General features: G+C 61.0%; 19 protein-coding genes. 10 read left to right on the forward strand and 9 right to left on the reverse strand.

Going from position 1 to position 16,725, the window contains the following annotated elements:
- Window positions 1-20: 20 nt before the first annotated feature.
- On the forward strand, window positions 21-1,151 hold the full coding sequence (gene dnaJ, locus KX729_RS19300) for a molecular chaperone DnaJ (RefSeq protein WP_219744101.1): 1,131 nt from the start codon (window positions 21-23) through the stop codon (window positions 1,149-1,151).
- A 77-nt stretch (window positions 1,152-1,228) separates the two neighbouring features.
- Here the strand turns inward: dnaJ and KX729_RS19305 are convergent, their stop codons facing one another.
- Together KX729_RS19305 and KX729_RS19310 are read right to left on the reverse strand one after the other, a co-directional pair.
- Window positions 1,229-1,810, reverse strand: a complete 582-nt coding sequence (locus KX729_RS19305) for a LysE family translocator (protein WP_219744102.1) — start codon at window positions 1,808-1,810, stop codon at window positions 1,229-1,231.
- Window positions 1,811-1,882: 72 nt separating this feature from the next.
- Window positions 1,883-2,194 carry a putative antibiotic biosynthesis monooxygenase gene (locus KX729_RS19310; protein WP_246617694.1) on the reverse strand — a complete coding sequence of 104 codons (312 nt, stop codon included), beginning with the start codon at window positions 2,192-2,194 and terminating at the stop codon, window positions 1,883-1,885.
- Window positions 2,195-2,306: 112 nt separating this feature from the next.
- Here KX729_RS19310 and KX729_RS19315 point away from each other — a divergent pair, with 112 nt between their 5' ends.
- Window positions 2,307-2,903 carry a TetR/AcrR family transcriptional regulator gene (locus tag KX729_RS19315; protein WP_219744103.1) on the forward strand — a complete coding sequence of 199 codons (597 nt, stop codon included), beginning with the start codon at window positions 2,307-2,309 and terminating at the stop codon, window positions 2,901-2,903.
- A gap of 70 nt (window positions 2,904-2,973) precedes the next feature.
- Window positions 2,974-4,152, forward strand: a complete 1,179-nt coding sequence (locus KX729_RS19320; protein WP_219744104.1) for a low temperature requirement protein A — start codon at window positions 2,974-2,976, stop codon at window positions 4,150-4,152.
- 2 nt (window positions 4,153-4,154) lie between these two features.
- Here the strand turns inward: KX729_RS19320 and KX729_RS19325 are convergent, their stop codons facing one another.
- The 4 genes from KX729_RS19325 to KX729_RS19340 form a co-directional block, all read right to left on the reverse strand.
- Entirely contained in the window at window positions 4,155-4,361 is a 207-nt protein-coding gene (locus KX729_RS19325) for a SlyX family protein (protein WP_219744105.1), read from the reverse strand.
- Window positions 4,354-4,896 (reverse strand): cupin domain-containing protein, encoded by a 543-nt coding sequence (locus KX729_RS19330; RefSeq protein WP_219744106.1) that lies wholly within the window; start codon window positions 4,894-4,896, stop codon window positions 4,354-4,356. The genes KX729_RS19325 and KX729_RS19330 overlap by 8 nt, the downstream gene beginning before the upstream one ends.
- Window positions 4,897-4,967: 71 nt before the next feature.
- A complete protein-coding gene (locus KX729_RS19335) occupies window positions 4,968-6,470 on the reverse strand; it encodes a globin-coupled sensor protein (RefSeq protein WP_219744107.1) in 1,503 nt (500 codons plus the stop codon).
- A 152-nt stretch (window positions 6,471-6,622) separates the two neighbouring features.
- Window positions 6,623-6,883 (reverse strand): hypothetical protein, encoded by a 261-nt coding sequence (locus tag KX729_RS19340; protein WP_219744108.1) that lies wholly within the window; start codon window positions 6,881-6,883, stop codon window positions 6,623-6,625.
- Window positions 6,884-7,125: 242 nt separating this feature from the next.
- Here KX729_RS19340 and recF point away from each other — a divergent pair, with 242 nt between their 5' ends.
- The 3 genes from recF (at window position 7,126) to KX729_RS19355 (ending at window position 9,766) form a co-directional block, all read left to right on the forward strand.
- On the forward strand, window positions 7,126-8,256 hold the full coding sequence (gene recF, locus KX729_RS19345; protein ID WP_219744109.1) for a DNA replication/repair protein RecF: 1,131 nt from the start codon (window positions 7,126-7,128) through the stop codon (window positions 8,254-8,256).
- A gap of 255 nt (window positions 8,257-8,511) precedes the next feature.
- Window positions 8,512-9,282 carry a molybdopterin-synthase adenylyltransferase MoeB gene (locus KX729_RS19350; RefSeq protein ID WP_219744110.1) on the forward strand — a complete coding sequence of 257 codons (771 nt, stop codon included), beginning with the start codon at window positions 8,512-8,514 and terminating at the stop codon, window positions 9,280-9,282.
- Window positions 9,283-9,292: 10 nt separating this feature from the next.
- The gene (locus tag KX729_RS19355) at window positions 9,293-9,766 is read left to right on the forward strand and encodes a GNAT family N-acetyltransferase (protein ID WP_219744111.1); all 474 of its coding nucleotides are present in this window, start codon (window positions 9,293-9,295) and stop codon (window positions 9,764-9,766) included.
- Here KX729_RS19355 and KX729_RS19360 read toward each other — a convergent pair whose 3' ends face one another.
- Window positions 9,767-10,771 carry a 2-hydroxyacid dehydrogenase gene (locus tag KX729_RS19360; RefSeq protein WP_219744112.1) on the reverse strand — a complete coding sequence of 335 codons (1,005 nt, stop codon included), beginning with the start codon at window positions 10,769-10,771 and terminating at the stop codon, window positions 9,767-9,769.
- Window positions 10,772-10,929: 158 nt separating this feature from the next.
- On the opposite strand from KX729_RS19360, the gene KX729_RS19365 reads away from it, so the two are divergent.
- Window positions 10,930-11,472, forward strand: coding sequence for an SH3 domain-containing protein (locus KX729_RS19365; RefSeq protein ID WP_219744113.1), 543 nt, complete (start codon window positions 10,930-10,932; stop codon window positions 11,470-11,472).
- Between the two features lie 174 nt (window positions 11,473-11,646).
- Here the strand turns inward: KX729_RS19365 and KX729_RS19370 are convergent, their stop codons facing one another.
- Window positions 11,647-12,639 carry an adenosine kinase gene (locus KX729_RS19370; RefSeq protein WP_219744114.1) on the reverse strand — a complete coding sequence of 331 codons (993 nt, stop codon included), beginning with the start codon at window positions 12,637-12,639 and terminating at the stop codon, window positions 11,647-11,649.
- Window positions 12,640-13,070: 431 nt separating this feature from the next.
- On the opposite strand from KX729_RS19370, the gene KX729_RS19375 reads away from it, so the two are divergent.
- Window positions 13,071-14,015 (forward strand): AEC family transporter, encoded by a 945-nt coding sequence (locus KX729_RS19375; RefSeq protein ID WP_219744115.1) that lies wholly within the window; start codon window positions 13,071-13,073, stop codon window positions 14,013-14,015.
- Window positions 14,016-14,105: 90 nt separating this feature from the next.
- Here KX729_RS19375 and KX729_RS19380 read toward each other — a convergent pair whose 3' ends face one another.
- On the reverse strand, window positions 14,106-14,681 hold the full coding sequence (locus KX729_RS19380; RefSeq protein ID WP_219744116.1) for a c-type cytochrome: 576 nt from the start codon (window positions 14,679-14,681) through the stop codon (window positions 14,106-14,108).
- A gap of 173 nt (window positions 14,682-14,854) precedes the next feature.
- Between KX729_RS19380 and KX729_RS19385 the strand changes: the two genes are divergently transcribed.
- A complete protein-coding gene (locus KX729_RS19385; protein WP_219744117.1) occupies window positions 14,855-15,613 on the forward strand; it encodes a 3-deoxy-manno-octulosonate cytidylyltransferase in 759 nt (252 codons plus the stop codon).
- A gap of 21 nt (window positions 15,614-15,634) precedes the next feature.
- Window positions 15,635-16,498, forward strand: coding sequence for a prephenate dehydratase (locus tag KX729_RS19390; RefSeq protein WP_219744118.1), 864 nt, complete (start codon window positions 15,635-15,637; stop codon window positions 16,496-16,498).
- Window positions 16,499-16,725: the final 227 nt, after the last annotated feature.

Raw genomic sequence — 16,725 nt, forward strand, 5'->3', positions numbered from 1 at the left:
TCTGGAGCCGCTTGACCACCATGGCTAAAGCAGACTTTTACGAAACGCTGGGTGTCGGCAAAACGGCTGACGAGAAGGAGCTGAAAAGCGCCTTCCGCAAGCTCGCCATGAAATACCATCCGGACAAGAATCCGGGCGACGCGGAAGCCGAGAAGAAGTTCAAGGAACTGAACGAGGCTTACGAGACGCTGAAGGACCCGCAGAAGCGGGCGGCCTACGACCGGTTCGGCCACGCTGCCTTCGAGCAGGGCGGCATGGGCGGCGGTGGCGGTTTCTCCGGTGCAGGCGCCGGCGGTTTCTCCGACATCTTCGAAGACATCTTTGGCGAGATGATGGGTGGCGGACGTGCCCGCCGTTCGTCCGGCGGTCGCGAACGCGGCGCCGATCTTCGCTACAATATGGAAATCACGCTGGAAGAGGCGTTTGCCGGCAAGACCGCGCAGATCCGGGTTCCGACCTCGATCACCTGCGACGTCTGTTCCGGTTCGGGCGCCAAGCCCGGTACGCAGCCGAAGACCTGCGGCACCTGCCAGGGTTCTGGCCGTGTGCGTGCTTCCCAGGGTTTCTTCTCGGTTGAACGTACCTGCCCGACCTGCCACGGCCGCGGCCAGACGATTACCGATCCCTGCACCAAGTGCCACGGCCAGGGCCGCGTCACGGAAGAGCGCTCGCTGTCGGTCAACATTCCGGCCGGCATCGAAGACGGCACCCGCATTCGCCTGCAAGGCGAAGGCGAAGCCGGCGCACGCGGCGGACCTGCGGGAGACCTTTACATCTTCCTGTCGGTCAAGCCGCACCAGTTCTTCCAGCGCGACGGAGCGGACCTTTATTGCGCCGTGCCGATCTCCATGACGACGGCCGCGCTTGGCGGCACGTTCGATGTAGCGACCCTCGACTCGACCAAATCCCGCGTGACCGTGCCGGAAGGCACGCAGGCAGGAAAACAGTTCCGTCTGAAGGGCAAGGGCATGCCGGTGCTGCGCTCGTCGCAGACGGGTGACCTCTATATCCAGATCCAGATCGAGACACCGCAGAAACTTACCAAGCGGCAGCGCGAACTGCTGCAGGAATTCGAGCAGCTGTCTTCGAAGGACAACAACCCGGAATCGACGGGCTTCTTTGCCCGGATGAAGGAATTCTTCGATAACTGAGTTTTGTCGATTTGAATGACCACAGCCGCCCGCATCAGATCGTTGCGGGCGGCTTTTTATTGACCGCTGGAAGGAAATCAGGCCAGCGACTGGATCGACGAACTGGCGAGGATCATCGCGAAAAGCAGAAGGCACGCCGCTGCAATACGCTGCACAAGCACCGGCTTGATCTCGAAACGTTCGGTCCGCCGCATCAGGCTGCCGAAAGCGATCCAGCCGTTTGCGGCAAGCAGAACCAGCGCGACAAACAACCCGAGCCACGGCACAAGCTCTATCAGCCCAACATGCGGCATGATGACGAGGGCGATGATCAACGCCTTGGGGTTCAGCATTGTCGTGACGAAGACCTGACGGACCGAAATTTCTGCAGGTCTGCCCGCCTTGCGATCCGCTGTCCAGAGACCATAGCTCAGATAGAGAACCCAGCCTCCGGCAACGAGCTTTGCCCACAGCGAGGCCTGCGGATAGGTTTCGAAGAAGGGGGCGGCAAGTGTCGCGACCGGCACGATGACCAGCAGGTAGCCACCGAGTTCGCCGAGGATCAGCGGCAGCGCCCTCACCCAGCCACGCTCATAACCGCCAAGCGCCATCAACGTGTTGGTGGGGCCTGGCGTACCGAGAAGAAGCAAAATGGCGAGGGTGAATTGAAGCGGCGTCACGGTTGACCTGTCGGTTGCGGAAAATGGCTACAACTCTCCTAGCAACCTTTCCGCCACATCGTTTGACGCTGGTCAACCTTCTCGGCGCACAGGGCGCGGCAGGCGGGCCACGTACCAGCCGAAATGTTTCTGGATCGTCGGCGAAACGAGAAAAACGATGGATCCAACCATGATCGGAGCGATGAGCAGCGTCCGGTGCCAGACGGCCCAACCGTCCGTCAGCGGCGTGAGAATATACAAAAGCGTGGTGATCAGCGGATAGACAGCGATGACGAGCAACATGGCCAGTCGCAGCCTGGAAGGATTGGGTTGCAGAACCGGTATCGGCAGCAAGTCCAGCTCAGAAGTGTCATCTTCAATATCGATAGAAGTCGGATCAGTCATGCGGGCCTCCATAAGAACGGACCGTTTCGATTGAGGTCATATATCGAAACGGTCCGTTTCATTCAAGCCGGATCCGTGCTAGGCCGTGAAAAAGTTTACGCAAGAGGACATGATGAAGGAGAAGGCACAGGAAATCCGTCGGACGTCGATCGGTGCCCAGCGGAATCCGCAGAGCCAGGAAGCCATTCTCCAGGCCGCCGAGGAAATCCTGGTCGAAGGCGGCCTGGGAGCCTTCTCGATCGAGGCTGTCGCCCGCCGGGCGCGTGCCGGCAAGCCGACCATCTATCGCTGGTGGCCTTCGAAAACCATGCTGCTTCTCGATGTCTATCATCGCCAGAAATACGTCGATATCGCTCCCGATACCGGCAGCGTCGAGGGCGATATTTTCCAGGTTCTCCATGGCCTGCTCAACTTCTGGCGAACCGAAAGCGGGGGAGCCGTGTTCCGCTCCGTTATCGCCGAGGCCCAGACCAATCCCGACGCCTGCCACGCGCTTGGAGCCTATATGGCGGATCGTTATCGGCAGGGGGGCGAGATATTTCGTCGTGCACAAAAGCGCGGCGAAGCGGCGGATTGGATCGACCCGGGCCAGGCGATGGAGCTCATCGCGAGCTTTGCATGGCATCGTCTCCTGACCGACCGGCTCGACATCAAGGAGGACGAGCTTCGCCGCGTCGCAAGACAATTCGCAAATAGCGTCAAGGCTTGAGGCCCGGCAGCTCTCGGTTTTCCGGCGAAGCGCCCTAGATAGGGTTCGGGCGCATTGGCCGAAAGCTTCCATGACCGACAGCAAACAGCACTGGCTTCGCAAAGACGATCAGGATTCGACCAAGGCGAGCTTTCCGGAGCTTTTCTTCGACCTCGTTTTCGTCTTCGCACTGATCCAGCTTTCGGAGGCGCTGGCCGCCGATTTTACGTTTGGCATCGCAGCGGAAGCGCTGCTGTTCATCTTCGTGCTCTGGTGGGTGTGGATCCACACGACCTGGGTGACCAACCTGCTCGATGCGGAAATCGTGCCGGTGCGGCTGCTGCTGTTTGCGCTGATGTTCTTCGGCATCGTACTGTCCATCGCGCTGCCCAAGGCCTTTACCGACATGGGGCTGATCTTCGCGCTTGCCTATGCGGCCATGCAGCTCACCCGTTCGCTTTTTGCGCTTTACGCCTTCCGGGAGACGGATAGCGGTTCCTATCGAACATTCCTGCGCATCACCATCTGGCTCACGCTGTCGGCAGCACTGTGGATTGCCGGCGGGCTGGCGGAGCGCGAGATGCGGGTCATCCTCTGGGTCGCGGCGCTTGTCATCGAATATGCCGGACCAATGCTGCGTTATCGGCTGCCGGTACTGGGTGCCGCACCGGCGGAGACGCTCGATATCAACGGCGAACATCTGGCAGAACGCTGTGCGCTTTTCGTCATCATCGCTCTCGGCGAGACAATCCTGACGACCGGCAAGAACGCCTCGGCGCATCTCGACGTCACCGGCAGCCCTCTCGTCCTGTTCTGCGCCTTCCTTTCGACAGTCCTGATGTGGTGGCTGTATTTCCACGACGGACAGGAGCAGGCTTCCGACAAGGCGGAGGAGACATCCGAGCCGCAGACGACGGCGCAACATCTCTTCACCTATGGTCATCTGCCGATTGTCGCCGGCATCATTCTGACCGCTGTGGGCGAAGATTTCGCCCTGTCGCATCCAGAGGAACGCGGCTCGATAAACCAGGCATTGGCGCTGATCGGCGGGCCGATCCTGTTCCTTGGAGGGATGATCTGGATGAAGACCGTGTCGTCGCGCTTCCTGCCCTGGTCGCATTGCGCCGGCATTCTGGCCTTGGTCGCCAGCTTCCTGCTGGTGCCCTATGTCGCCAATTTCGTGACGCAGGTCATCGCCACGACGGTGCTGTTCGTCGTGGCGCTATGGGAATATGTGGCGCTGAGGCAGTTCCGCAGGGCCGTTGCGTAAAATCAGTAATGCGGAGGCCTGGTAATCGCCGGGGCATCCAGCGATGACTCTTCCAGCGTCAGAAACCGCTCGGTCAGCCGGTCGAGCTTGGCGCGGGTCTGCTCGACGACCTTCCACTGTTCGGCCAGCTGATCCGACAATTCCTCGATCACCTTGGCCTGATGGGCGGCAAGCTCTTCGAGCTTCACCAGTCGAACTTCGTCACTCACTGTCGTTTTCCTTGCCTGCCTTTTTGGCCTTCCATTCCCTCACCCGGTCCGACATGCCGTCGTGGTCGCCCAGCGGACGCTCCGGCGGATTGTCCCACCAGTCGGAACGGATCGCTTTCATCTCGAGGTGTTTGGGATAGAAGATGCGGTTTTCCTTGTTGTTCGCCTCGCCGACGACAAGAATGCGGACATCCTGATCCGTGTTGTTGATGAACGTATGGGCAATGCCGGTACCGGCGGGAAAACCGACGGAATCACCCGGTTTCAGCGGATGGAGCTTGCCATCCAGCCAGACATCCGGATTGCCTTCCAACACATAGACGAATTCCTCTTCTAGCTCTTCGGCATGCGGAAAGGAGGAGCGGCGGCCAGGCGGCAGGCGTTCGTGATGGATGCCGATCCGGGTCAGGCCGAAATGACGGGCGAGCGGCGCACCAAAGCCCAAAAGCTCGTCGTCATTGCGATAATGGCCCTCTTCCGGCTTCTCGACCTCTGTCCAGTGGCGGATAAAGGAAGGGCGGTCCTTGTCGGTCATGTGCGGCTCCTCTCCAAGAAGCGGCGACATTAACCGACGAGAACCGCCCGGTCCATGTTTGACGGGAGCGATCAGGCCCTGAGGCGCGGACGCTCGGTGCGGACTTCGCGAGCGGCGCCCTTGGTCTTGAAGCGGGCGAGCAGCGAAGAGAGACGGCTGCTGATGCCGACGAGGCTCTGGGTCGAGGCGTTGGTCTCTTCCATCAGGGCCGCATTCTGCTGGGTGATCTGGTCCATGCTGCGGATCGCCGAGTTGATCTCTTCTATGCCGGACGCCTGCTCCTGTGCTGACTGGGCGATCGAGGAAATATGCTCGTCGATCGACTTCACCCGGGCGCCGATGCCGGCAAGTGCCTGCCCCGTCTTGTTGACGAACTCGACGCCGCGATGCACGTCGGCGGACGACTGGTCGATCAGTTCCTTGATCTCCTTGGCGGCGGCGGCGGAACGCTGAGCCAGCTCACGGACTTCCTGGGCGACGACAGCAAAACCCTTGCCCTGTTCGCCGGCACGCGCCGCTTCGACGCCGGCATTCAGCGCAAGCAGGTTGGTCTGGAAGGCGATATCATCGATCGCCTCGATGATCTGGGTCATCTTCTGCGAAGATTGTTCGATATCACCCATGGCGGTGACCGCCTGCTGTACGACCTGGCCGGAACGGACGGTTTCCGCCGCCGATTCACGGACGATTGTCTGCACTTCGCGGGTGCGCTGCGCCGACTGGGTGGAAATCGTGGTGATTTCTTCCAGAGCGGCAGCGGTCTGCTCGAGGGCCGAAGCCTGCTGTTCGGTGCGCTTGGCCATGTTGTCGGCCGCGGACGAAATGCCGCCGGCCTCGGCGCGGACTTGGTCGACGGAGCTGTTGATCTCGCGCATGGCGGCATCCAGCTCGCCGACGGAAGAATTGTAGTTCTGCTGTAGCTTGGCGAAGTTCGGCGCCAGCTGTTGCCAGAGTTCGGAGGTGAGGTCGCCATCCGCAAGGTTCTTCAGGGCGCCGTCGAAAGCGTTGAGTGCGGCTTCCTGCTCGGCCTGCGCCTTGTGGCGCTCGCCTTCGACGCGGTCGCGCTCGGCATTCAGCGCTTCCAGATAAACGGAGATGGCATAGTCCATATCGAGGAGGGCAGCCTTCACCACGGCGCTCAGGTGATCGGAAAGGCCCTTGGCCTTCTTCTCCTGGAAAAAGCCGGTCAGCTCCTTCTTGACGACGGCGCGGATGATGCCGTCGAGCACCATGGCATAACCGCCGATATACCAGCGCGGCTCCAGCCCGAGGCGGGCATGGGTGCGGCCGATGGCGGAAACATTATCAACATAGTTCGTATCGTATTTGCCCGAGGCAATGACATCCCAGTGCTGCGCCTGCTTGCTCTTCGCATGCGAGATGACGGCATCGGTGGGGAAAAATTTCGCGGTGTGGGAGGTTACTTTTATCTTCTTGTAGAAGGCGTCCAGCGTCGGGCCGACTGCTTCCTTGAGGACCGGACGGATTTCCGCCAGGTGCCGGCGCTGTTCCTCTCCGAGCCCGATGAAATCAAGGCGTTCGTTGAGATCGGCCCGGTTGGTCTGGTCAGTCATGGATGTCCTCCGATGAGAAATATTTCCACGCACGACCTGCTTCATTGCAACACGGGTGGCTTCACACCTCTTTCTAGGCGCGAAGCTTTAACGGGTTGTTAGCCATGACTCCTATTTTTTCAGTAATTATAATTTGCTGTCGGACGGGCGAGCTACCATTCGGATGTGCTGCCCTGAAACCGCCATTCGGTGACCTTCGGCGCATGCGGCAGGTCCAGAAGCCCGGCACCAATGGTCTTGTAGAAGAGATCGACGCGACGGCGGTGCAGTTTCGAAATCGCACCGGCGCGATAGGCGTCAGCGGCATCCAGCAGGAACATAGCGAATGCCTGATCCGAAATGCCATCGGCCCGCCGAAGCTGGGCGATCAGCGGATCGGCGACTGCATCGGGAATGGATAGTTCTCTGCGCATGAATGCATCCTTTCATGCGTGGCCCTACACCCAACGTACGACACTTATTTGAAAAGTGGCCGTTTATTTCGGGCAAGCTTAAATTCGTGTGGTTCGGCTCGAACCCTGTCCGATGCCGGCCGTCTTCGGAAGAAGAACCGATTTGCCCCGAAGCGGTTCCTATCCGTCGGCATATGGATCGAAAAACTTGCCTTCCGCTCCCGGAATCCTTAGCTCCTGTTTCAACAGAAACACGATTCATGATGGCGCAGAAGACCTCCCTCTCCCGGCTGAAACTCACCGATTTCCGCAATTATGCGGAGGCGTCGCTGAAGCTCGACGGCCGGCACGTGGTGCTGACCGGCGAAAACGGCGCCGGCAAGACGAACCTGCTCGAAGCCGTCTCCTTTCTTTCGCCCGGCCGTGGCCTTCGCCGCGCGGTGCTGACCGATATTCCCCGCGTCGGTTCGGACGGCCGTTTCACGATCTTCGCCGATCTCGACGGGATGGACGGCGAAGTGGCGATCGGCACCGGCATCGAGCCCAGCGACGGCGAAACCGTGTCGCGCAAGCTGAGGCTGAACGGCACGCCAGCAAAATCCACGGAAGAGCTTTCCGATCATCTCGCCGTGCTGTGGCTGACACCGGCCATGGACGGGCTGTTCACCGGCTCATCCTCCGACCGCCGTCGTTTTCTCGACCGCCTCGTCCTGTCGCTCGACCCGGCGCATGGCCGCCGCGCCGGCGATTTCGAACGGGCCATGCGGAGCCGCAACCGGCTATTGTCCGAAGGCCGTTTCGATCCGGCCTGGCTTTCGGCCATCGAGGCACAGATGGCGGGGCTCGGCATCGCCATGGCCGCCGCGCGGCACGAGATGCTGGGGTTGCTCAGGACGCTTTCCGCCGGCACCGGCGAAACACCGTTTCCCACGCCGGTTCTGGCGCTCGAAGGTTTCATGGACGGCGGTATGGACCGGCCTGCCGCCGATCTTGAGGACGAATACCTGGAGATGCTGCGGACCGGCAGGCCCCGCGATGCCGGCGCAGGCCGCACGCTCGACGGACCGCATCGATCCGATCTCCTTGTCCGCCATCGCGAGAAGGACATGGAGGCGGAACGCTGCTCGACCGGCGAGCAGAAGGCGCTACTGATCGGCCTGATCCTCGCCCATGCGCGGCTGACCGCCGACATGACCGGCTTTGCGCCCGTCCTGCTGCTCGATGAGATCGCCGCGCATCTGGACGAAGGTCGCCGGGCAGCGCTGTTCGATCTGGTGCATGGGTTGGGCGGGCAGTCGTTCATGACGGGAACGGACCGGCACATGTTTTCGGCGCTGGCGGAGCGGGCACAGTTTTTTACGGTGTCGCATGGTGGGATCGCGGAACGGGAATAAAGCGCGAATGTTTCTTCGGCAAACAGCAGCGCGGTTTAGCCCCTCACCCTAACCCTCTCCCCGCATGCGGGGAGAGGGAACTTGCCCCACTCGGCGCTCATGAGGTTTGGAGACGATGCGGCATGTTTCCTTCTCCCCGTCAGAACGGGGAGAAGGTGCCGGCAGGCGGATGAGGGGCAGCTTACGGCGTACGGAATGCGGTCGGCTGCTCAAATCCACCTTACCCACTCCCCTCCCCAGTGCTATGCTCCCCTCATGGACACCCTCACCCGCGAAGAGATCGAACGTTACCGCCGCCATATCCTGCTGCCGGAAATCGGCGGCACGGGGCAGCAGAAGATGAAGAATGCCCGTGTGCTGGTGATCGGTGCCGGCGGGCTCGGAGCGCCGGTGCTCGAATATCTGGCGGCGGCCGGCGTCGGCACGATCGGCATTGCTGACGACGACCAAGTTTCGCTCTCCAACCTGCAGCGGCAGGTGATCCACGATACCGGCACGATCGGCGAGATGAAGACGAAGAGCGCCCGCGAGGCGATCGCGCGGCTCAATCCGCATGTGCGCGTCGTCGATTTCGAGGAGCGTTTTTCACTCGACTGGGCTTCGCGCCATCTCAGCCGCTTCGATCTGCTGATCGACGGGTCGGACAATTTCGATACGCGTTATGCCGCCGCCGATGCCGCCGAGGTCGCCAAGATTCCACTGGTGACCGGGGCTGTCGGCCGGTTCGATGGTTCCGTGACGGTGCTCAAACCCTATGAGGCCGGTCCGAGCGGCGCGTTGAACCCGACCTATCGCGACCTCTTTCCGGAAAAGCCGCCGGAGGGCCTGATTCCGGCCTGCGCTGAGACAGGCGTGGTCGGCGCGCTGACGGGCGTGATCGGCACGCTGATGGCGATGGAGGCGATCAAGCTGATCACCGGCATCGGCGAACCGCTGATCGGCCGGCTGATGCTCTACGATTCGCTCTCCGCCCGGTTCGACACGATCAGATACAAGCGGCGCGCGGCCAAAGCAGCGGCGGAATAACCGGGCATTCATGATCGAGATCATTCGCATCGATGAGCGCTTCGGCCGGTGGGACGAGCTTCTGGCGCTGATCCTGTCCTCCTTCGCCTATATGGACGGGGTGATCGACCCGCCGTCTTCCGCGCATCGGCTGACCTTGATGTCGCTGGCGCAGAAAGCCCGCGACGAAGTTGCCTTCGCAGCCTTGGAAGAAGGCAAGCTGGCCGGTTGCGTGTTCTGCAAACCGGAGCCCGGTTTCCTTTATATCGGCAAACTCGCGATTTCACCGGCGTGGCAGGGCAAGGGCATCGGCCGCAAGCTGCTGTCGTTTGCTGAAGAGGTTGCTCGGGAAAAAGGGTTACCCGTGCTGAGGCTCGAAACCCGTATCGAGCTTACCGCCAATCATGCGACCTTCGCCCGCTGGGGGTTCGAAAAGACGGCCGAAAATTCGCATGCCGGCTTTACCCGCATCACCTCGATCGAGATGCAGAAGCGGCTGTCCTGATCAATTCCGTCCCGGCAGAACCCGGTTCGGCGGGCGGTGGCCGTCGAAGAAGGTGCGGATGTTGATGATCACCTTGTCGCCCATGTCGATGCGGCCCTCGATCGTCGCCGAGCCCATGTGCGGCAGAAGCGTCACGTGGCCTTCCTTGGCGAGTTTCACGAGCTTCGGATTCACGGCCGGTTCGTTCTGGTAGACGTCGAGACCGGCGCCGGCGATCTTGTGGTCGCGCAGCAGCTGGATCATCGCCGCCTCGTCGATGATATCGCCGCGGGCGGTGTTGACGATGATTGAGGTCGGCTGCATCAGCGCCAGCCGGCGGGCCGAGAGAAGATGGAAAGTCGCCGGCGTCGAGGGGCAGTTGACGGAGACGATGTCGACACGGGCGAGCATCTGATCGAGGCTGTCCCAATAGGTCGCCTCCAGCTCTTCTTCCGTCGCCGGATTGACGCGCTTGCGGTTGTGATAATGGATCGACAGGCCGAATGCCTTGGCGCGACGGGCGACCGCGGTGCCGATGCGGCCCATGCCGACGATGCCGATGCGCTTGCCCCAGATGCGGCGGCCGAGCATCCAGGTCGGGCTCCAGCCGTCCCATTCGCCCGGCTTGTCGGTGAGGATGCGCGAACCTTCGGCCACCCGGCGATTGACGGCCAGGATCAGCGCCACGGTCATGTCGGCGGTGTCTTCGGTCAGAACGTTCGGCGTATTGGTGACGGTGATGCCCTTCTTCGCGGCCGCATCGACATCGATATGGTCGAAACCATTCGAGAAGCTGGCAATCAGTTTCAGCTGCGGCCCCGCCTCGTTGATCATGGCCTCGTCGATCCGGTCGGTCACGGTCGGCACCAGCACGTCGGCCGTTCTGAAGGCGGCGATCAATTCCTCGCGCGAGCGGGGCGTGTCGTCGATATTGAGTTCGGTCTCGAACAGTTCGCGCATGCGGGTTTCCACCGCATCCGGCAGTTTGCGCGTCAGATAGACCCTGGGCTTCTTCTTTGCAGTCATGAGCTTCGCCGTCTCAATACCTTTTTAGGAGGTCCTTAACCAAGTCGCGCGATATTCAGTTCATCCAGGGCGTTTTCTACCAGACCCGTCGGCGAAGACAAACAAAACCTCGCGAGGGTCCGCGTGGCGCACTTGATCCTTCAGCCGGAACCACACCCATGCGTCGCTTCATCATTCGTTCTCTTCTTGCAGCGTCTTTCGCACTTGCCATCAGCTTGTCCGCCTCAATGCCGGCGATCGCGCAGGGCGCCGGCAAGGGCGCCAGCGGGCTGCCGCTGCCCCGCTTCGTCAGCCTGAAATCCCGCAAGGTCAATATCCGTATCGGCCCCAGCACCGATTATCCGGTTTCCTGGATGTATATGAAGGCCGGCACGCCGATGGAGATCATCCAGGAATACGAGAACTGGCGCCGTGTCCGCGATTCCGACGGCACCGAGGGGTGGGTCAACCAGGCGCTGCTTTCCGGCGAGCGCACGGCGGTGGCCGCTCCCTGGATGCGTACCAAGGGCAAGGACATTTTCGTCAACTTGCGCCGCGACCCGCAGGGCACGGCAGCAGTCGTCGCCAAGCTCGAGCCTGGCGTCGTGATCCGCGTGACCGAGTGCAATGGCGACTGGTGCCGCGCTGATGCCGGCGGTGCCGAGGGCTGGGTTGCCCAGGGCGAGATCTGGGGTGCTTATCCCGGTGAGGCGTTCAAGTAAGGCGGCCTGGCTTTCCACCTACTCCGCAGTCATGCTGGTCCTCGGGGTTAACCCGAGGATGTCCCGAGCATCTGTCCACGTCGAATTTGTGGAAATGGCTTAGATCCTCGGCACAAGGCCGAGGATGACGTCGAGAGAGTGGCGAGGCTCATATCGCCTCACCCTTCAAATGCCTCAGATGAGGCCTTCCTTCTTGGCGGCTTCCGACAGCGAGGCCATCGGGCGCGGGCCGATCTGCTGGATGCAGATGGCGGCGGCGAGGCAACCGAGCTTGCCGGACACTTCGAGCGACTTGCCCTGCGTATAGCCATAAAGGAAACCGGAGGCGAAGAGATCGCCGGCGCCGGTCGTGTCGACCAGTTCCTTGATCGGATAGGCGGCAATCTTCACACGCTCGTCGCCGCGAACGATGATCGCGCCTTCTTCGCTGAGCGTCACGGCGGCCAGTTTGCAATCCTTGGAGATCTTCGAAAGCGCCAGTTCGAAGTCTTCCGTCTCATAGAGGGAAAGAGCTTCCTGCTTGTTGGCGAAAACGATATCGACCGTGCCGGAGCGCATCAGGTCGAGGAATTCGTCGCGGTAACGGCCGACGCAGAACGGGTCGGAGAGCGTCATGGAGACTTCGCGGCCATGCTCATGGGCGATGCGGGCGGCTTCGCGGATGGCTTCCTTGGCGCGCGGCGGATCCCAGAGATAACCTTCGAAATAGGTGACCTTGGCTTCGGCGACGACGTCCTCCTCGACATGTTCCGGGCCGAGATCGACGCAGGCGCCGAGATAGGTATTCATCGAACGCTCGCCATCCGGAGTGACGAAGATCATCGAACGGGCGGTCGGCGGATTGTTGCCTTCCGGCTTGGTCTGGTAGTGAACGCCCTGGGCACGGATATCGTGCTGGAAAATGCCGCCGAGCTGGTCTTCCGCCACCTTGCCGAAATAGGCGGCCTTGGCGCCGAAGCCGGCAATGCCGGCCGCCGTATTGCCGGCCGAGCCACCGGATGCTTCGACGGCCGGACCCATCTTCGAATAGAGAAGTTCGGCGCGCTCGGCATCGATCAGGTTCATCGCACCCTTGATGATGGCGTTTTCACTGAGGAAGCTGTCATCGCAACGGGCAAGAATATCCACGATGGCATTACCGATCGTCAGCACGTCGAATTTGGGCATTCGGTCATCATCCTTTGGGGAGCGTTTTCAAGTGAGCAACCGGTATTCCGGATTGAAACCGATTGGAAGCAAAAATAACCGAAACCCCACAAAACAAGGGCTTCCGTCAAGGGTTGCGAATGCCGTCATTTGCCTGTCACGATCCAGGGTTATATACATCCTCGATCCGGTTGTGTTGCCGACCACGGATGAACTGGCGGCCGACCTCCGGATGTCCTGGACGAGACCAGGTGGGAAAGCGGGGATTTCGCCCCGCTTTTTTGTTGCCGGCTTTTTGGCCCGCGCGACGTATTTTCAAAGCTCATATCCTGATAGGCCGAGCATCCTGGGATCGGGCCACCTCCCCTGCTGTAATCGCATTTGTATGGCAGTTTGACATGCGATAAGCGCATAAGGACCATTCCGCCTGCCTCCAGCGAAAGCCTGCCCTTTTGTCCTCCGTCTTCGTGAATGTCGTGCCCGTCTTCGTCCTGATCCTGATCGGCTGGGTGATGGCGAAAACCGGAATCCTCAAACAGGAGACCGGCGACGCGCTTGGCGAATTCGTCTTCAAAATCGCCGTGCCGATGCTGATCTTTCGCACGCTCGCGGATGCGCATTTCGAAGGTGTCTCGCCGTTCCGTCTTTGGGGAGCCTATTTCGCCGGCGTGGCGGTCACCTGGACCGTTGGTCATCTGGTCGCCACCCGCCTTTTCAAGCGCGATGCGAAAATGGGCGTCATTACCGGCATGTCAGGCTCCTTCGCCAACAACGTCTTCATCGGCCTGCCGCTGGTCGACCACATGGTCGGCAAGGACGGGCTGGTGGCGATTTCCATTCTACTCGCGATCCACCTGCCGTTGATGATGGTGATCGGCACGATCCTGATGGAAAGTGCGGCCGCCAAGGTGGATGGCGGCGAGAAGCGCGGTGTCGGCGCGGTCCTGAAACAGGTCGGCTCCAATCTCGCCCGCAACCCGCTGGTAATCGGCCTGCTGGCCGGCGTGATCTTCAATCTTTCCGGCATCACCATGACGCCGGCGATCGGCATCGTCGTCAACCAGCTCGCCGCTGCTGCAAGTCCGGTGGCGCTGATCTCGATCGGCATGGCGCTGACCCGCTACCCGATCCGGGGCGATATCGGCCTTTCGGCCACCTCTGCCGCTTTGAAACTGCTGCTCCTGCCGGCAATGGTCTTCACCATCACCCATCTGATGGGCCTGCCGCGCGACTGGTCGGCGGCGCTGGTGCTGACGTCCTCGGTGCCGACCGGCATCAATGCCTGGCTGATCGCCCAGCGCTTCCGGTCCGGCCACAGCCTTGCCGCTTCGGTGATCAGCATTACCACCGCCTTCGGCGTCTTCACGGTCAGCTTCTGGGCCTGGCTGCTGAGCTAGGCTCCTTTATCGACAGTACGAAAAGAAAATGCCCGGTCGAGGCCGGGCATTTTCTGATGTTCGAATTTTACCTTGCCGTCCGTCAGGCGATCAGTTGGTCGCCGGGGCCGGAGCAGCAGCCGGATCCGGAAGCGGCAGCGGGCTGTCGGACTGAAGGTGGATATAGGCGATCAGGTTGGCGCGCTCGGTATCGTTCTTGAGACCGGCAAAGCCCATCGCTGTACCCTTGACGTAAGCCTTCGGTGCCGTGAGGAACTGGTTGATATGCTCGAAATCCCAGACCTTCTTGCCGCCTTCGGAGAATTCCTTCATGCCGGCCGAATAGGCGAAGCCTTCATGCGAGGCGACCGGACGCGCGATGACGCCCCAGAGATCGGGGCCGACCTTGTTCGGTCCGCCCTTCTCGATGCTATGACAGCTCTGACACTTCTTGAAGACGGTTTCGCCGGCCTTGGCATCGGCCTTGGCAAGCAGCTGGGCGATCGGCACGACGACGGCAGCCGGAGCAGCTTCGCCGGCAGCCGGCTCTTCAGCCGCGACAATGGTCATGCCCGGCTTTTCCGGAGTTTCCGAATGGAAAATGCCTTCCGAGGCAATCGATACCGACATCATGACGAAAACCGTCGCAAGCAGGGCGCCTGCCGCCATGTTTGTATAGGAATTCATCCGCAACCGCTCCTTCGCATCCGCCCGTCACGTCCCGGCGCACTCTGTCGCGCAGGCAGACTCTCTTGAAATTGCGCGGAACCTATGTCTTTTGCATTGCTGTTGCAACACGATAATCGTTCCGCCCGTGAGACTTTTTGACACTGTTCAGGCCGGAATAGAAGGGTCCCCCCATGAAGAATTCGGCTTTTGACAGGACACTGGTGCTGATCCCGGCCCGAATGGCCTCCACACGTCTGCCGGGAAAACCCCTGGCTGATATTGGCGGCCTGCCAATGATCGTTCAGGTAGCAAAACGCGCTGAGGAAGCGGAGGTCGGGCGAATCATTGTCGCGGTCGATGATCAGGACGTCTATGACGCCGTGAAGGCCGCCGGTTATGACGTCATCATGACCCGCGTTGACCATCAGTCCGGTTCCGACCGCATTTACGAAGCGGTTCAGAAGGCCGATCCGGACGCCAGGATGGAATATATCGTCAACGTACAGGGCGACCTGCCGACGATCGAGCCTGAAGCGGTTCTTGCTTCGCTGCGCCCGCTGCAGGAAAACGCCTCGACCGATATCGGCACGCTGACGGTTGAAATTACCGACGAGCACGAAAAAACCAATCCGAACGTAGTCAAGATCGTCGCTTCGCCGATCTCCGCCAGCCGGATGCGGGCACTGTATTTCACCCGTACCACCGCACCTTACGGCAACGGGCCGCTTTACCACCATATCGGCCTTTATGCCTATCGCCGCGCGGCTCTGGAAAAATTCGTCTCGCTCGGTCCCTCGCCGCTGGAAAAACGCGAATCGCTCGAACAGCTCCGGGCGCTCGAAGCCGGCATGCGGATCGATGTCGAGATCGTTGACTCGGTGCCGCTGGGTGTCGATACTCCCGCCGACCTCGAAAAGGCCCGCGCAATTCTCAATTCCCGCAGCAAATAGCGGATATCCCGGACACATCCCATGAACGCATCCACCAATCGCATCGCCTTCCAGGGCGACTTCGGCGCCAATTCCGACATGGCCTGCCGCGACATGTTTCCGACCATGGAGCCGCTGCCCTGCCCGACGTTCGAAGATGCGTTCCAGGCGCTGGAAAACGGCGATGCGGATCTGGCGATGATCCCGATCGAGAACACGATCGCCGGCCGCGTCGCGGATATCCATCATCTCCTGCCGGAATCGCGGCTGCATATCATCGGCGAATATTTCATGCCGATCCGCTTCCAGCTGATGGTTCTGCCGGGCGTCACCCATGAGGAAATCCGCACCGTCCACAGCCATATCCATGCGCTCGGCCAATGCCGCAAGATCATCCGCTCCAACGGCTGGAAGGCCGTCGTGGCGGGTGATACGGCCGGCTCCGCCAAAATGGTGTCGGAAAAGGGCGACCGGACGATGGCCGCACTTGCGCCGCGGCTCGCCGCCGATCTCTACGGCCTCGAAATCCTTGCCGAAAACGTCGAGGACCGCGACGACAACGTTACCCGTTTCGTGGTTCTGTCGCGCGACGAAAAATGGATTCAGCGCAACAGCGAGGAAGACGTCATCGTCACCACCTTCGTGTTCAACGTCCGCAACATTCCGGCAGCCCTCTACAAGGCGATGGGCGGTTTTGCCACCAACGGCATCAACATGACCAAGCTCGAAAGCTACCAGCTCGGCGGCAAGTTCGTGGCGACGCAGTTCTATGCGGATATCGAAGGCCATCCGGACGACGCGCCGGTGCGCCGGGCGCTGGAGGAATTGCGGTTCTTCTCGGAAAAGGTGCGGGTGCTCGGAACGTATAAGGGCCATCCGATGCGCGGCGCGCTGCAGAAGAGCTGACGGCAGCGCTTCATCGCGCTCTTAAAATCGAACATGATACGCCCTTGGCGATCTCGGTTTCTTTGTTTCGGCCGGGACACGTCGAGTGCCTCTGATTGAAATTTTAATAATGACACGCGACGTGTCCCGTTCGGTGTGTTTGTCCACGCAACTCCGGTCCTCTGCGGCGGCCCCCTTTGGTTATGGTTATAAGGGCCGGTATGTGTGCGACACACGCACGCCCCGCC

Origin of the sequence: Neorhizobium populisoli, assembly GCF_019430945.1 — a bacterium.
Lineage (GTDB): Bacteria > Pseudomonadota > Alphaproteobacteria > Rhizobiales > Rhizobiaceae > Neorhizobium > Neorhizobium populisoli.

Coding starts and splice junctions, on each gene's coding strand:
- dnaJ (WP_219744101.1), top strand. CDS start 21: ATGGCTAAAGCAGACTTTTACGAAACGCTGGGTGTCGGCAAAACGGCT.
- KX729_RS19310 (WP_246617694.1), bottom strand. CDS start 2,194: ATGACTGATCCGACTTCTATCGATATTGAAGATGACACTTCTGAGCTG.
- KX729_RS19315 (WP_219744103.1), top strand. CDS start 2,307: ATGAAGGAGAAGGCACAGGAAATCCGTCGGACGTCGATCGGTGCCCAG.
- KX729_RS19320 (WP_219744104.1), top strand. CDS start 2,974: ATGACCGACAGCAAACAGCACTGGCTTCGCAAAGACGATCAGGATTCG.
- KX729_RS19330 (WP_219744106.1), bottom strand. CDS start 4,896: ATGACCGACAAGGACCGCCCTTCCTTTATCCGCCACTGGACAGAGGTC.
- KX729_RS19335 (WP_219744107.1), bottom strand. CDS start 6,470: ATGACTGACCAGACCAACCGGGCCGATCTCAACGAACGCCTTGATTTC.
- KX729_RS19340 (WP_219744108.1), bottom strand. CDS start 6,883: ATGCGCAGAGAACTATCCATTCCCGATGCAGTCGCCGATCCGCTGATC.
- recF (WP_219744109.1), top strand. CDS start 7,126: ATGGCGCAGAAGACCTCCCTCTCCCGGCTGAAACTCACCGATTTCCGC.
- KX729_RS19350 (WP_219744110.1), top strand. CDS start 8,512: ATGGACACCCTCACCCGCGAAGAGATCGAACGTTACCGCCGCCATATC.
- KX729_RS19355 (WP_219744111.1), top strand. CDS start 9,293: ATGATCGAGATCATTCGCATCGATGAGCGCTTCGGCCGGTGGGACGAG.
- KX729_RS19360 (WP_219744112.1), bottom strand. CDS start 10,771: ATGACTGCAAAGAAGAAGCCCAGGGTCTATCTGACGCGCAAACTGCCG.
- KX729_RS19365 (WP_219744113.1), top strand. CDS start 10,930: ATGCGTCGCTTCATCATTCGTTCTCTTCTTGCAGCGTCTTTCGCACTT.
- KX729_RS19370 (WP_219744114.1), bottom strand. CDS start 12,639: ATGCCCAAATTCGACGTGCTGACGATCGGTAATGCCATCGTGGATATT.
- KX729_RS19380 (WP_219744116.1), bottom strand. CDS start 14,681: ATGAATTCCTATACAAACATGGCGGCAGGCGCCCTGCTTGCGACGGTT.
- KX729_RS19385 (WP_219744117.1), top strand. CDS start 14,855: ATGAAGAATTCGGCTTTTGACAGGACACTGGTGCTGATCCCGGCCCGA.
- KX729_RS19390 (WP_219744118.1), top strand. CDS start 15,635: ATGAACGCATCCACCAATCGCATCGCCTTCCAGGGCGACTTCGGCGCC.